A 16,091-nucleotide genomic window follows, 5' to 3' on the forward strand; every position below is an offset into this window, starting at 1 on the left:
GGGTTGGACGATCAAGTTCAGGCCTTGGCATGTCATCCATGTAGAATTTTACACCACAAAAAAGGATGCTAAAAACCGAGAGGACTTTCTCAAGATCGGAAGAGGAAGGGAATGGATGGATCTTAACCTTGACATGGATGGTTAATGTGCGGGGCTCATATCCGCCGCGGCGGACACAGGTTCGAGTCCTGTTCCCGCTACTAAGCAAGACGCATCACTAGAAATAGTCGATGCGTTTTTTTTGGGCTCATATCCGCCGCGGCGGACACAGGTTCGAGTCTTCGCCTGGGCGAACTACTAACAAAGACAAGCCTTTCAAGAAATTGGGAGGCTTTTTTTATGGCCATGGGTACAGAATAGGTGCAGAATAATGATATTTTCAAAGAATGATGGATTTATTTTGAAAAAGGCAACGCATTGCAGAAAAATATTATAGAAAATTTCGAAAAATCTTAAAACCTGTTCATTATTAATTGATGTTCATGTAAACTGAACAGTTGTTTAAGTTGAACAAAAGGGAGATAATTCAGTAAAAATCAAAATATGTTCATTATATTTGATTGTTCATGTAGCATGAACAAAGTTAAAAATTGAACAAAATGGAATTTGTTAAGTTAAAAGATTGGTTTCAGAATTTGGATTTTGAGGTGGCTATCAAAAAGATCCAATCGCATGACGACGTTGTGGACTTAGTGATAAGCCTTAATGACGAAAAGGTATATGCCGAAGTGAAAAGGGAAGTACGGCCACAGCACCTTGCTGTTTTTGAAGGGATGGCCGAGCAGAGATCGCCTTTTTTGGTCGCTGCCGATTATATTACGCCCAATGCCAAATCACATTTAAAAGCTAAGAAAATCAATTATATTGATAGTTTTGGCAATGCCTATATCAACTTAACCCATCTTAAAGTATATATTGAAAAAGACAATGCAAGACCTATTGGCAGTGAGCACTCCAATGTTTTCACACCCACAGCAGGACAAGTCATTTTTCAGCTTCTTAAAAATCCAGAACGGATCAATGCCACCCAAAGACAGTTGTCACATATTAGCAATGTTTCCTTAGGTAGTGTCAGCAAATGTCTGCAAGGTTTGATTGATGAAGGCTATGTGGTAAAGTGGAGTCAAGATCAAAAATATCAGTTGGTAAGAAAAGAGGAATTATTGGACAAATGGATCATTTTATTGAATGAAAAGATTCTTCCAGCTCACAAAATCGGGACCTATAAGTTTTCTAAAAGCCATGCAGTACGTTGGAATGAACAGTTTATAAATAGCGACGTACTTTGGGCAGGAGAACCTGCCGCAGCATTATTGACCAACTATCTGAATCCTGAAAAGTTTTCATTATTCACTAACACCAGAAAACATAATATTACAAAGGATTTAAGGTTGCTTCCCGATGCCAATGGCGATATAAACATTTATAGACCTTTTTGGGTGGATGATGAAAAGATAGGGCAACCTAAAAATTATATGAGTCACGAAAACGTGGTCCATCCATTGATTATATATGCCCAATTAGTATACAGCGGTAATAACAGAAATATAGAAACAGCACAACTACTATTTAATGAGTACATCCAACCCAACTTACAAGGACTATTCCTTTCAAAACCATAGTGAAGTCTATAAACTTTTGGAGCAGATATTCTCCAATTACGGTATCACGTATTATCTCATTGGTGCCAACGCCAGAGATGTGCATTTGTATAAAAGCGGCATCAAACCTATACGCGCCACGGCGGATATAGATTTCGCAATCATGGTACCAGATTTTGTTAGTTACAGTGCCTTAATAACAGAATTGTGTACGATGGGGTTTAGTCACGTGGTCGAACCTTATCGGATCGTTTATGATAAAACAAACACCATATTGGATTTAATGCCTTATGGCGAAATTGAAGAGGCATATACTGTTAACTTCACGGAAAGAGCGGTGTCTCTATCGGTTTTGGGCTTTAAAGAAGTAGGGGAGTATATCCAGTATATTGACATCCCTGAAGAAGGTTATTCATTACCAGTAACACCTATTGAAGGCATGTTTATATTAAAATTATTGGCTTGGAACGATAAACCAAGTTTTAGGACAAAGGATCTTGATGATTTGTCTTTTTTATTAAAACATGCTTGGGATATCTATGAAGAGGAAGCTTATGCCGAACATTTGGGAGTTTTCGATGATGAACAGTTTGATACACAAACCGCAGCGGCAAAAATAATTGGCAAAAAAATGGGGCTTATATTAGCTGAAAATGAAATTTTAAACCAAACCATCGTAGCCATCCTTAAGGAAGCAATAAAAGACGATGACAAAGCCAAGAATCCAGAGTTGGCTGTGGCCCAATATTTAGATATCAGCATTGAAAAAGCTAAAAATATATTAACCTACCTACTTGCGGGTATCAATCAAAACAGAATATAATGCCGAAAAATCGGAAAATATATAAACTTAAAGACATCACATCCAAAATAAATAATGGCTCTACGCTAAGATGAGGGAAGTAAGCGTATCAACAATTAGGTATTTCATTAATTAGGAGTCAGAATGTATTGGATTTTAAATTTTAAGTGGACGGTCTTGCTTTTATTAACGATCAGGCAGCGAAGTTAAACAACGTTATTTTAGAAGAAAATGATATTTTGCTGAAAATTACAGGAGCCACGATCTCAAAAAAGCCTTTATTGAGAAATAAGAAGATCAAATCCATTTAATTATCAATATTAATTAAGATCTGAAATATTAATTAAGATCTGAAATTTGATGTTTTTTCGAATCACGAATAACTTGGTTATAGTTTTGAGTGGTCGAGTTGTTTATTGATGCGGTCTGAAAAGAAACAATTGAATTCTATTATTATCATACAAAGTTGCTATATTTAAACTCTCCTATAATAGCTAAACTTTAACCGCTTAATAATTGTTCATGGTATTCAACGAGGACTCGAGAGTTAAAATACCCACCATATTGCATTTAATTCAATTGGGGTATACTTATCTTTCGTTGAAAGATGGTGAGTGGGATGAGCACACGAATATATTTACTTCAATATTCAAAGAACAACTTCAAAAAATAAATCCGCAGTTATCTGACAAGGATATTCAAAAAGTTTATGATGATGTTTTAATTTCATTAGAAAACGAAGACTTAGGGCGTGCCTTTTACAATAAGCTGATAGATCAATCTGGGGTAAAGCTTATTGACTTTGAGAATTTTGATGCCAATTCATTTCATATCGTCACTGAGTTACCCTATAAAAAGGATGATGAAACCTTTAGACCAGATATTATTCTTCTGATTAACGGAATGCCTTTAGTGTTTATTGAAGTTAAGAAGCCTAATAATCGAAACGGTGTTCAAGACGAGCACAGACGGATGCAACGGCGTTTTCAGAATAAGAAATTCCGTAAGTTCATTAATCTGACTCAGCTCATGGTGTTTTCTAACAATATGGAATACAATGAGGAGGATACTCAAATGTTGGAAGGCGCTTTTTACAGCACAACAAATTATAAAAAACCAATTTTCAATTATTTTAGAGAAGAGGAAACTTTCGATCTGAATAGGATTTTAAAACCATTATCCAGTGAGATTGAAAATTTTGTTCTGAAGGACACCAATCTTCTCAGTATAAAAAACTCTCAAGAATATCTATCCAATAAGAATCCGAACACCCCTACCAATGCCATTTCGACCTCTCTGTTTCAAAGAGACCGACTTAAGTTTATTTTGCGTTATGCCTTCGCCTATGTTGAAGAAGAACAAGGATTAGAGAAGCATATTATGCGCTATCCACAACTATTTGCAACTAAAGCAATAGAAAACAAGTTGGAAAGCGGTATTAAGAAAGGCATTATTTGGCATACACAAGGTTCAGGTAAAACAGCTTTGGCATTCTTTAATGTAAAGTATCTCACGCATTATTTTCAGAAAAATAATATAATTCCTAAATTTTACTTTATTGTAGACCGTATTGATTTATTAAATCAAGCAGCGAAGGAATTTACCGCTCGTGGTTTGGTGGTTCATAAAGTAGATTCTAAAGAGGCGTTTAGCAAGGATATAAAATCAACTCGGGTTATTCATAACGACTCTGGCAAGGCTGAAATTACAGTTGTTAATATTCAGAAGTTCAAAGATGATCCTGATGTTATAAAAAACAACGACTATAATTTGAGCGTTCAACGTGTTTTCTTTTTGGATGAAGTACATCGTAGTTATAATCCTAAAGGTAGTTTTTTGGCCAATTTGGAGTTAGCTGATAAACATTCCATAAAAATAGGATTGACCGGAACGCCTTTGTTGGGATCAGAATATAATTCCAAAACCTTGTTCGGAGATTACATTCATAAATACTACTACAATTTATCTATTAAGGATGGCTATACCTTAAGATTAATAAGGGAGGAAATTGAAACCAATTATAAATTGGCGTTGCAAGAAGCTCTTAAAAATATCAAGGTATTACAAGGAAACATGGAGAAAAAGAAACTCTATGCTGATCATCGCTTTGTAGAGCCCATGCTGGACTATATTGTTAAAGACATGGAGCAAGCTCGAATCTCTATGAATGACAACAGCATTGGAGGTATGGTGGTTTGTGATTCGTCTGACCAAGCTAAAATGATGCATGAGATCTTTCAAAATAAGTATGCCGATCAATCAGATAGTTCTTATGCTCAAGTAGCTGAAGCGCCATTAAGTTATGGCGCAAAGAAAAGAAGCGAAAGCAAAGTAAATACAGCCCAAGTTATTTTGCACGATATTGGCACAAAGCAAGACCGAAGAGATTGGGTTTCTGACTTTAAAGTTGGAAAACTCGATTTTCTATTTGTATATAATATGTTGTTGACTGGTTTTGATGCCAAACGTCTTAAAAAACTATATATCGGTAGAAAAATAAAATCACATAACTTATTACAAACACTTACTCGTGTCAATAGAACCTATAGGAACCATCGCTATGGATATGTTGTCGATTTTGCAGATATTCAAAAGGAGTTTGACAAAACCAATCAGGATTACTTTAACGAGTTGCAAGGGGAGTATGGCGATGAAATGCAACATTACTCTAATCTTTTTAAGAAACCAGCGGAGATATTAGAAGAAATTGAAGACATAAAGGACATTCTTTTTAGGTACAATACTGAAAATGCCACTGTTTTTGGAGAGCAAATTTCTGAAATCAATGAGCGGTCTGAAATTCGTGATATCGCCCGAGCCTTAAACAATTCGAAGGAATTATATAATCTTATTCGCTTCTCAGGTAATTTTGAATTGCTTGAGAAATTGGATTTTAGAAAACTCACTGTTTTAGCACGATTAACTAACGATAGACTATCGCTTATTAATACCAGAATTGCATTAGAAAATAATGTAGACACCGATAATATATTAAATACAGCCTTAGAAGATGTTATTTTTGCGTTCACGAAAGTGAAGGAGGAAGAAATGGTTTTGGCTGATGAGCTCAAAGATGTTTTGGGCAAAACACGGGAACTATTAGCGGGTAATTTTGATCAGAAGGATCCCATTTTTATATCGCTTAAAGAAGAGTTGGAACGTTTATTTAAAAAGAAGAATCTAACCGAGGTTACGAAAGAAGAAATGGAAGCGAATATTAAAGCTTTAGATGCCATTTACGATAAAGCGAAAACCTTAGAACGTGAAAACGAATTGTTGAAAGCGAAATACGATTACGATGCTAAATATGCGCGTATACATAAACGTTTAATGGAAAAGGATCCGTTAACCGAAAGTGAACGCAAACTATTTGAAGCTTTAAAAGGATTGAAAACGGCAGTAGATAAAGAGATATTGCAAAACTCGAAAATGTTAGAGAATGAGAGTTATGTAGAGCGAATGATGATGCGATTGGTAGTTAACCAATTTAAAAAAGAACAAAACATCCCTATTAACACCACCGATGTTAAGCGTATTAATAGCCTGATTGTAAAAGAATATATGAATGAATACAACGGATACGTTGCATAATGATTTTAAAGAAAATTCTTGATTGTTTAAAAATAAATGGAAGTAAATAATAAAATAGAAATCTATCAAGATGAAGAAACTGGTATTACCATAGATGTGCAACTAGATGGAGAAACAGTTTGGTTGGATCAATATCAACTTGAAGCTCTTTTTGATACAGACAGAACTTCTATTAGCCGTCATTTAAGAAATATTTATAAATCTAATGAATTAGATGAAAAAGCAACTAGTGCAAAAATTGCACAAGTTCAACAAGAAGGAAATAGAGAAGTTAAAAGAAATATTAATGTTTATAATCTTGATGCAATCCTATCGGTAGGTTATAGAGTAAATTCTAAAAAAGGAACTGCTTTTAGAATATGGGCAAATGGTATTTTAAAGGACTATTTAGTAAAAGGCCATGCTATTAATCAAAAACGTTTAGAGCAAAAAGAACAAGAAGTAAAGTTGCTAAAAGACGGAATTCATATTTTAACCCGAACGGTAACTAAAGCTATTGAAGAAAAAGCTTCAGACAATACCATCTTGGAAACCTTTGCTAAAGGTTTAAGCTTATTGGATGATTACGATCACGAGCAATTGGACGTTAAAGGATTAACGGTAAAAGAAGCTCATTACCCAAGTTTAGATGATTATCAGGAGCTTATTAACCAAATGCTCTCCGAATTTGATTCGGATGTTTTTGGGAAAGAGAAAGATAAAAGTTTTCAAAGTTCTATTGCACAAATAGGAAAAGGGTTTGGAGCGGATGATTTTTACCCATCCATAGAAGAAAAAGCAACCATGCTTTTATATCTTGTGGTAAAAAACCATTCGTTTGTAGATGGTAATAAACGTATTGCAGCAGCCTGTTTCCTTAAGTTTTTACAACAAAACAAGATGCTGTTTAATAGCCAACAACAACCTATTATCAGCAATGATTCATTAGCGAGTTTAACGCTTTTTATAGCGTCAAGTAAACCGGAAGAAATGCAAACCGTAACACGTTTGGTGATTAGTGTATTGAATAGAAATAAAATCAATTAAAAAAACGGAGTTAAATATAATGACAAGTACAGCACAATTTGAAACCCAAACCAAGGCACTTATAGACGACCTAAAAAGCGTATGTGCCAATTATGGTTTAGGGAATGACGGAAACGAATTTAAGATAATCACTCAAGTCTTTTTGTATAAATTCTTAAACGATAAATACGTTTATGAATTAAAACAATTAGAACCCGATTTAGCAAAAGCAGAAAACTTTGATGAGGCGCTTAAAAAGTACTCAGAAGATGATTTGGAAATGCTCACCATGCAAATAAGTGAAAATACGGCACGAATTGCACCTAAAAATTTATTATCCCGATTATTCGAACAACAAAACAAAGACCAATTTGCCGATATTTTTGATGAAACTTTAGTAAGTGTCGCCAAGGATAATATTGATATTTTCTCGGTGTTGACCCAAGGGGGCGAAAAAGTGGTTTTGTTTGAAAACCTTAGTAAATACGTCACCGATAATAGAGATGCCTTTTGTAAAGCCTTAGTGAATAAGTTGGTCGGTTTTAGTTTTGAGCATATTTTCACCCAGAAGTTTGACTTCTTCGCCACTATTTTTGAGTATTTAATTAAAGATTATAATACCAACTCTGGAGGTAAATATGCGGAGTATTTCACACCACATGCCGTAGCTAAAATTATGGCTGCTTGTTTGGTCACGGGAGATGATGTCAATAATGTGACTTGTTATGATCCAAGTGCGGGTTCTGGGACGCTGTTAATGAATTTGGCACATGCCATTGGCGAAGATAAGTGTACCATTTACTCACAAGACATTTCCCAAAAGTCATCATCCTTATTACGGTTAAACCTTATTTTAAATAATCTGGTTCATTCTATACAAAACATTATTCAAGGGAATACTATTTTAAGTCCCTACCACAAGCAAGAGAATGGGCAGTTAGAACAGTTTGACTATATCGTGTCCAATCCACCGTTTAAGTTGGATTTTTCCGACTACAGTGCCGATTTAGATAGTAAAGCCAATAAAGAACGCTTTTTTGCAGGGATCCCCAATATCCCTAAAAGCAAGAAAGATTCCATGGCTATTTATTTGTTGTTTATACAGCATATCATGCACAGCTTAACAGCAAAAGGTAAAGCTGCTATCGTTGTGCCTACTGGTTTTATTACCGCACAGTCTGGAATTGATAAAAAAATTAGAGAAAAACTCGTCAAAAGTAAAATGCTGGCAGGTGTGGTCAGTATGCCTTCCAATATTTTTGCAACCACAGGAACCAACGTCAGTATTTTATTTTTAGATAAAACCAATACCCAAGATGTGGTATTAGTAGATGCTTCTAATTTAGGCACCAAAGTAAAAGAAGGTAAAAACCAAAAAACAGTCTTAAGTGGAGCTGAAGAGCAACAAATTATAGACGTGTTTAATGCCAAAGAAGCCAAAGATGATTTCTCGGTTGTGGTATCCTATGATGAGATAAAAGAAAAGAACTATAGCTTAAGTGCAGGGCAGTATTTTGAAGTTAAGATTGACTATGTTGATATTACTGCGGAAGAGTTTGCTGCTAAAATGAAGAATTTCGAAAGCAATTTAGAAAGTTTGTTTTCCGAATCTAAAGGTTTAGAAAAGGAAATTCAAAAGAATTTGAAAAGTTTGAAGCATGAGTAACTGGAACAAGAGTACTCTAGGCGAATTAGCTAAGAAAAGGAATGGGTTTATACAGACTGGACCTTTTGGAAGTCAGCTACATGTATCAGATTATGTTGATGAAGGAATACCTATAATAATGCCAGTCAATTTGAAAGAGAATAAAATTGATATTTCTAAAGTTTCTTTTATCTCTGAAAAGGACTTAAATAGGCTCTCTAAACATATTGTTAAATCTGGTGATATAATTTATAGTAGAAGAGGTGATGTAACTCAAAAAGCATTGATAACTCAAAAAGAAGAGGGTTATTTTTGTGGTACTGGTTGTTTATTAGTAAGAGTCGGAGAAAGTATAAATCCAAACTTTCTTGTTTATTTTCTTAGTACTGCTAGAAGTAAATCATGGATTTTAAATCATGCAGTTGGAATTACAATGCCTAATTTAAATACTAAAATCCTCGCTCGATTTCCTATCTCTTTTCCAGAAAAAAGTATACAAACCCAAATAGCTAAAGTCCTTACCGATTTAGACGCCAAAATAGAAGTCAACAACAAAATCAATCAAGAATTAGAAGCGATGGCAAAAACGCTTTATGATTATTGGTTTGTACAGTTTGATTTCCCTACAAGTGAGGCCCAAGCGAAACAGATAGGGAATCTCTCCTTGGTTGGTAAACCTTATAAATCGTCCGGGGGTAAGATGGTTTTTAATGAAGAGTTGAAACGGGAGATTCCTGAGGGGTGGGGTGTGGATATTATAGAAAATCTTTTAGCAAAAGATGTAGGAACAAAAAAAATACCTTCTAGTGAATATTTAGAAAAAGGAAAAATTCCAATTATTGATCAAAGCACAAAATTTATTTGCGGTTATACAAATGAAGAAAGCTCTTTAATTAAAACCTCCAAACCTAGAATAGTCTTTGGAGATCACACCAGAATTGTTAAACTTATAAACTTTGATTTCGCCAGAGGATCAGATGGAACGCAAGTTCTACTAAGTAATAACGAAAGAATGCCACAACATCTGTTTTATCATGCTTTACTGAATGTTGACTTGTCAAATTACGGTTATGCGCGACATTTTAAGTTTTTAAAGGATACAAAACTTATTATTCCTCATTTAGAGATAGCACAAATATTTGAAATCCAAACTCAAAGCTTTTTTAGAAAGATAAAACATAACATATTTGAAAACCAAAAACTCTCAGAGCTTAGAGATTGGTTGTTGCCTATGTTAATGAATGGTCAGGTGACCGTAGGGAGTCCCGTTAAAAACCGGGATCTTGGTGAGTTAGAGCAAGAGTTGGGGATGGTTGCGGAGGATAGTGAAAAATATGGAAAGGTATGAGTTAATGCGATTGGTTAGAGAAGAAGTACAACAAAGTCAAGAACATAGTGTGCAATTAATGCAAAGTTATTTGTATGCGTTTTTTAAGCAGAACTGTGTTCTAATAACAAACATATTTTTAGGGCAGGTTTCCGAAAATTATTTTCTTTTAGAAACATAAAATAGATGTCATCAATCCCTCTCATTTTTTGTAGTTTGCACGTTTAATTTTCCAATGCTGTTATATGGAAGTCCATACTTTAAAAGCCTTACAATCTAATGTTATTCGTTATACATTTTACTTTACTGGTCTGATATGTTTTGGATTGGGAGTAGCTTTTTCTGTTAAGGTTAAGTATTTAGGTTTACATCCATGGGATGTTTTGAACGTCGCATTATTTGAACATTTTGGTTTTAGTATCGGTACCTGGAGTATTATCGTGGGTTTGATGCTTATTGGGATCTCATTGCTCGTCAGTAAGAAATATATAAATATCGGAACATTTCTAAATGCCTTACTCATAGGTCCGATTATGGATTTTTTTTTATGGTTAGATATATTGCCCGATGCCAGTAATAATTGGACAGACTATCTTTTATTGCTTCTGGGAATTTCGCTGACTGGATTAGGAGGAGGCTTATATGTTTCTGGAGGTGTAGGCGCTGGTCCACGCGACGGATTTATGCTTTCCATGTCAGAACGATTCAGGTTATCGGTAGTTAAAGCAAGAATCATGGTCGAACTTATCGTGCTGATCATTGGATTTCTTCTTGGCGGTCCGGTCTTTTGGGTAACATTTATCTATACGTTAATATTGAGTCCTATTTTTCAATTTTCGCTTAAGTTTTTTACTCGTATGCGTTCAAAGTTAGAGACAAGTTATTGAACTTTGACTAGCGTCTATTATCTGATCAAGACAAAAACTTATCGATGTTAGTATGATGTTAACTTGTTGTCAGTCTATTTAGGAAGAATTCTACGTTCCTATCACCCCTGAACTGTGCTCTAAAGTTTTTATTTTGGCGTTGAAAGATTCTGATGATGTATGTGTGGGTCTGTTGTCAAAGTAGGTCATTTTGTTTTGATAATCGATCGACATTGTCCTATATATGGTAGTGAAGCTATTAAATGCCGCCTGCCTGACTTTTTACTTAACTGTTTTCTCTTTTTTTTTCTTTTTTTTCAGCTTATTCCACCAAATTAAAGTACCTGTCACCGGTAAACTTGTTGCAATCAAGCAGGCCAAGAAATAGACAATTTTTGAAAATGTCCCAAAAATATCGCCAGTGTGCAGTGGTTTTATTACTGCTGCTAATTTTTGATTTAAAGGTTTTTCATCAAAATATTCTACTTTTAAAACTGTTCCTGTAGTATCCAAAAACAGCTTATCTGAAGTAGAAGGCGACCAATTGTTGTCGTTGTACTTTCTAAAGCTATAATAATTGTTTTTTTGGTTTGGAAATGTCACCGCAAGTTCCCCAGGATAATTTAAAGTTTGATTAGCCAATTGGATAGCCTCATCATAAGATATAGTAGTAGCGTCAGAATTATGTTCCAACAGAAATTCCGGGCTCGACCTATCAAATATTTTAGTTCCCATGATATACCCTAAACCTTCTCTATACGATTCAAAAGACCAACATAAACCTGTTACGGCCATAACAAGTAAAAATATGCAAGCGTAAAAACCTAAGGTATTATGCAAATCATGATTAACGCGCTTCCAATTTGCCTTGGTTTTGATCTTAAACCCTTGTTTAACGGTCTTCCATTTGACTCTTTTAGGAAACCAAAGTACAATTCCCGAAATAGCTAAGATCAAGAAAATAATCGTTGCCACACCCACAATAGGTCTTCCGATAGTAGTATCCAATAATAGCCATCTGTGCAGTTTAAACATGGTGAACATAAATGCGTCTGCTTTTGTTTTCTCTGCTTTGTGAATGGCTTTAGTGTATGGATTTACAAGCACCTTTGTCCCACGGGGTTGTTTTAAATCTTCTTTGACCAAAAAAGTATAGGCTGCGTTTTCGTTGTTTGGGAGGGTTACGCCTGTTACATAAAAACCGTTTGAAGCCTTTAATTCTTCTGCTAAACTGGTCACCGTTTGTTTTTCAACTTGAGCTTCAACAATAAAATCTTCCGCAAAGAATTCCTTTATTTCCAGTTCAAACACCAAAACGGTTCCCGTAAAACAAACGATAAATAATATGATTCCGCTTGCTAGTCCAAGCCATAAATGCACATCATTTATAAATTTTCTAAAAGTGTATTTTTTCTTATTTCTCATAAAGCATCGGGAGTTAAATAGAAGGTGCAATTGGAAGGATTGCACTTTCTGGTTGATGGATTAAAATGAATAACTCAATACTCCTGCGAAGTTTCGAGGATCAGTTTGGTTGATATAACGTGTTCTATATGCGTTGTAACCTATCTCATTAAAAACATTATTGAGTAAAAATCTGAAGTTCCAATGCGAATTTATCCTGTATGCGACCTGTGCATTCACTTGAGTATAGGCATCAACATCAAAAGGTTTTTGGTTGGGTACAATGCCTTCGTGCGTGACCGCTCCCGAACTCCAGTCATTTATTGGTCGCTCACCGGTGAAATAGATGCCTGCTCCAACTGACAGACCATCCAGTTTTTCCTTGAAACTATAATTGGCATAAGCATTAAAAGTATGTTTTGGTGTGTTTAATGGGGCGGAACCATACACATAGGAAGTGTGTTCCTTATACTGCGCATCGATATAAGAGTAACCGGTAATAACCTCCAGATTATCCAATAGTCGCCCGGTGAGCTCTACTTCAATACCTTTGCGCTCATCATTTCCTCCCTTTTGATAGTATCCTGTGGCCACCCAGTTCTCATCGTACACGGGTAAATTGATGTCCTTATTGTTAATCTTAAAGAAGGTGAGATTGAAACGTAATCTATTGTTCAGCCAATTGGTTTTAATTCCAGTTTCCAGTTGATCGAAACGTTCATTCCCCAATTCATTTCCGTTGACGTCCAATCGCGTCGCCGTTCTTGGGTAGGAGCTATTTGTGTATGATGCAAATACGTTTAGATTCTTAAAAGGCGTAATGATCACGCCTCCCAGCGGATTAAACGCATCACTTTGTGTTGTTTCGGTAGCAGTTATGGTTTGGGTTTTACTGTAACGGGCGCCTATAAATGTTTTTAAGTATGGATTGAAGGTGATCACATCTTGGGCGACAAATCCAATGGCTTTCGACTTAGCTCCTAAAACTGTTGCCTCAGGAAAATTTAGATTGTCGGGTAAACCATGAGGATTGGAAGTAAACACATCTATAATATCGACATTGGAAATACTCATTGATGATGTGCTATAATCTGTAGTACGATAATCGAAACCTACCTGGAACGTATGCGAAATTCCACCAGTTTCAATTTTGTCACCTATTAAATCAAATTGTAATACGTTATTATTATCCTTCCGGGTCGAAAAAGAATAGCCTCGATTTCTTTGGTTATAGATGGGTTCGCCTGAAGTGTCTTTAACAACATTCCCCATGCTGGCACCTTTGTCATCCAAATCTAAATTGGATTTATAAAAAGCACCATTCAAACTCAGCTTATCGCTTAGCTTTCTTTTAAATCTTATAGCGTAAGTGGTATTGGAGGTTAAGGATTTATCATTCTCGAAACCTAAAAACCGATCATGAGGCAGGTCGTAAATCTTGTTTTCGTCATTTTCTCCATTATTTACGGTTCCAAGGTCGGGAGTTCGGCTGTCTTCAAAATAATCCATTTCCAAAGTGAATGTGGTATTATCATCTGGTTTCCATTCTAAGGAAGGGTTGATATAAAATCGGTCTGAAGACACCATGGATCTATAACTGTCTGAGCGTTCAAGCGCAGTGTTTACTCGGAAGGCAACTTTTTGGCTCTCTACCAATGGACCGTAAACATCAAAGGTAGATCTCGCCTGGCCATAACTCCCAAGTCTTATCCCTGCATTTCCGCCAAAGACATATTTCGGTGTTTTGGTCACCAGATTGATAACACCGCCGGGACTTCCCAGATCGGTGGCCACACCTTGCGTAATTGAAGCGGCACCTTTTAACACCTGGATATTATCCACACCTTGCATATCGGTTAAAATACCAGTTCCTCTAAAATCGGAGTGCACACGAACCCCATTTTTTAGGATTGGTATCCCTCTAAAGCCGCGGGAAGACATACTTTCTCTTTTATTACCATAGGTTGCAAAAGTGTAAACACCGGGAACATTTTTGGTTGCATCTGAAATGGTCAGATTTCCCTGTTGCTGAATTAGCTTGTCTGAAATAATGGAAATGCTCTGTATTTGTTCATAAGGTGCCAAAGGCAATCGGGTCAAGGCCTCTATTTTGTCTGGATTTTTGAATCGACTGCCAAAAATTTCTACTTCTCCCAATTGAGAATCATCAATTAATTGGAACGGCAATCTTATGTGTTCGTTAGCATTAATGGTCACTGTTTTAACAACAGATTTATACCCAACAAATGATACTCTAATGGTATAGTCGCCAGGTGCCAAATTATTCAGCTCATAATGGCCGTTTTCATCGGCAGATGTTCCCTTAGCTGTGTTTTCAATAAGTACAGAAGCAAACGGAATATTTTCTTGGTTTTGGGTAGTAATATTGCCAGTGATTTTTGATTGTGAAAAGGACAATTGTATTGTCAGTAGCATGAAAAGACTAATGTATTTGATCATAGTTATTTAGAATTGTTGATGAAATTGAAAGGATTAAATGATAGAGTGATTTGAGACCCCGATGTGATAGTATTTTTGTTATACGGAATCAAAATGTCCCGTTTTGATAACATTGAATGCGATATTTTCATGTGGTTTGATATTTAGAATTTGTATTGTTTATTAAGAATGAAACTTTTTACATCTCTTATTTTTATTTAGATTAATTATAAATAGATTTGACAAAAATATAAATAGCTTCCCCATTAAATATCGGAATTGGGACTAAAACTATCGGAAACAGTATTATGTATGTTAAGTCAAAATTGATTGAACTTGATCGAATCGTTTATAACGTTGATCTCTATGGCAATAAGGTGATTGAGGACAGAATGAGTACTCTGTCCGTACAAAAGGAATTAAATAATGAGTCGGAGATATCAAGTCATCTTATTTATACAAAAGGGCTATGTCTCATAGACACTTCCATAAAGCCACAACAACAGTTGACCGATCAAATTACTGTTACAGAAGATTACGTACAAATTTTCTGTATGATGGATGGATGTTCGGTAGGAAAACAATCATGTAATGAAAAATGTCAATTCAATTTGGGAATCATGCATTTGGTCTATTGTAAAGGATTAGAAAACACCTTAGAGATCGCATCACAAAAAAAATCAAGATATCTATCGGTGGTTATGAGTCGGAGCTACTATTTGATTTTGTTTTTTCATGAACCCTGGATCCAACATTCTAAATTTTACAGATCAGTCATGGAGCAAAAGACTGTGGGACACGGTGAGATTACCTTCCCATTAGATAGCTTGTTAAAGCGTGTTTTAAATGAACTGATGTTGCAGGCATTCCCTAAAAGACACGCCAAACACTTGACCGATTTAAAACTAAAGGAACTGTTTTTGCACATCCTGATCAAATTTTCTGAGGCCATGACCAATAAAACGGCCATAAACAAAGATGAATATGAAAAATTAGAGGCTGCCAAGGCGTATCTTACATTGCATTTTGACCATCCGCCGACCGCAAAACAACTCTCAAGAATCGTTTTTTTAAATGAATTAAAATTAAAACAGGGATTCAAACAATTATATAACACCTCAATATATGCTTATGTGATCAAACTAAAAATGGAGAAAGCAGAAATCATGTTGGCAGAAAAACACACCGTTCAGGAGATGGCGGAAATATTAGGTTATAAAAGTGTATCTCATTTTATAAGTACTTTCAAGAAAACTTTCGGATATACTCCAAAACAGGGATTAATGGAACGAAATGAGAAATTGACCAGTAGAAATGAGACTTAAAATGGCTGTTTTCTTTGACACTATCCCGTTAAGTGTGTAACAAATCAAGCCCTTAAAACCTATTTAGGGGCTTTTTTCATGAATCA

At 35.5% G+C, this 16,091-nt stretch carries 10 protein-coding genes; 8 read left to right on the forward strand and 2 right to left on the reverse strand.

Translation table 11 applies throughout. The annotated features are described in order from the left end of the window. The first annotated feature begins 599 nt into the window (after window positions 1-599). The 7 genes from J4051_RS08640 to J4051_RS08670 all read left to right on the forward strand — a co-directional run bounded on the left by J4051_RS08640 (window position 600) and on the right by J4051_RS08670 (window position 10,858). A complete protein-coding gene (locus J4051_RS08640; RefSeq protein ID WP_208233476.1) occupies window positions 600-1,622 on the forward strand; it encodes a type IV toxin-antitoxin system AbiEi family antitoxin in 1,023 nt (340 codons plus the stop codon). Further along, window positions 1,573-2,424 carry a nucleotidyl transferase AbiEii/AbiGii toxin family protein gene (locus tag J4051_RS08645; protein WP_208233477.1) on the forward strand — a complete coding sequence of 284 codons (852 nt, stop codon included), beginning with the start codon at window positions 1,573-1,575 and terminating at the stop codon, window positions 2,422-2,424. Before J4051_RS08640 ends, J4051_RS08645 begins: the two co-directional genes overlap by 50 nt. Before the next feature lie 501 nt (window positions 2,425-2,925). Next, window positions 2,926-5,994: a type I restriction endonuclease subunit R gene (locus J4051_RS08650; RefSeq protein ID WP_208233478.1), complete on the forward strand. Its 3,069-nt coding sequence runs from the start codon at window positions 2,926-2,928 to the stop codon at window positions 5,992-5,994. A 36-nt stretch (window positions 5,995-6,030) separates the two neighbouring features. Beyond that, window positions 6,031-7,020, forward strand: coding sequence for a virulence protein RhuM/Fic/DOC family protein (rhuM, locus tag J4051_RS08655; protein ID WP_208233479.1), 990 nt, complete (start codon window positions 6,031-6,033; stop codon window positions 7,018-7,020). Between the two features lie 19 nt (window positions 7,021-7,039). Then, window positions 7,040-8,665 carry an HsdM family class I SAM-dependent methyltransferase gene (locus J4051_RS08660; protein WP_208233480.1) on the forward strand — a complete coding sequence of 542 codons (1,626 nt, stop codon included), beginning with the start codon at window positions 7,040-7,042 and terminating at the stop codon, window positions 8,663-8,665. Next, window positions 8,658-9,992, forward strand: a complete 1,335-nt coding sequence (locus tag J4051_RS08665) for a restriction endonuclease subunit S (protein ID WP_208233481.1) — start codon at window positions 8,658-8,660, stop codon at window positions 9,990-9,992. The genes J4051_RS08660 and J4051_RS08665 overlap by 8 nt, the downstream gene beginning before the upstream one ends. A 224-nt stretch (window positions 9,993-10,216) precedes the next feature. Next, complete coding sequence (locus J4051_RS08670) at window positions 10,217-10,858, forward strand: YczE/YyaS/YitT family protein (protein WP_208233482.1); 642 nt, start codon at window positions 10,217-10,219, stop codon at window positions 10,856-10,858. A gap of 261 nt (window positions 10,859-11,119) precedes the next feature. Here J4051_RS08670 and J4051_RS08675 read toward each other — a convergent pair whose 3' ends face one another. Together J4051_RS08675 and J4051_RS08680 are read right to left on the reverse strand one after the other, a co-directional pair. After that, window positions 11,120-12,262 carry a PepSY-associated TM helix domain-containing protein gene (locus tag J4051_RS08675; RefSeq protein WP_208233483.1) on the reverse strand — a complete coding sequence of 381 codons (1,143 nt, stop codon included), beginning with the start codon at window positions 12,260-12,262 and terminating at the stop codon, window positions 11,120-11,122. Between the two features lie 60 nt (window positions 12,263-12,322). Beyond that, window positions 12,323-14,677, reverse strand: coding sequence for a TonB-dependent siderophore receptor (locus J4051_RS08680; protein ID WP_317192706.1), 2,355 nt, complete (start codon window positions 14,675-14,677; stop codon window positions 12,323-12,325). A gap of 329 nt (window positions 14,678-15,006) precedes the next feature. Here J4051_RS08680 and J4051_RS08685 point away from each other — a divergent pair, with 329 nt between their 5' ends. Further along, window positions 15,007-16,005 carry a helix-turn-helix transcriptional regulator gene (locus J4051_RS08685; protein ID WP_208233485.1) on the forward strand — a complete coding sequence of 333 codons (999 nt, stop codon included), beginning with the start codon at window positions 15,007-15,009 and terminating at the stop codon, window positions 16,003-16,005. Window positions 16,006-16,091: the final 86 nt, after the last annotated feature.

This window comes from Gelidibacter pelagius, from assembly GCF_017581925.1.
Lineage (GTDB): Bacteria > Bacteroidota > Bacteroidia > Flavobacteriales > Flavobacteriaceae > Gelidibacter > Gelidibacter pelagius.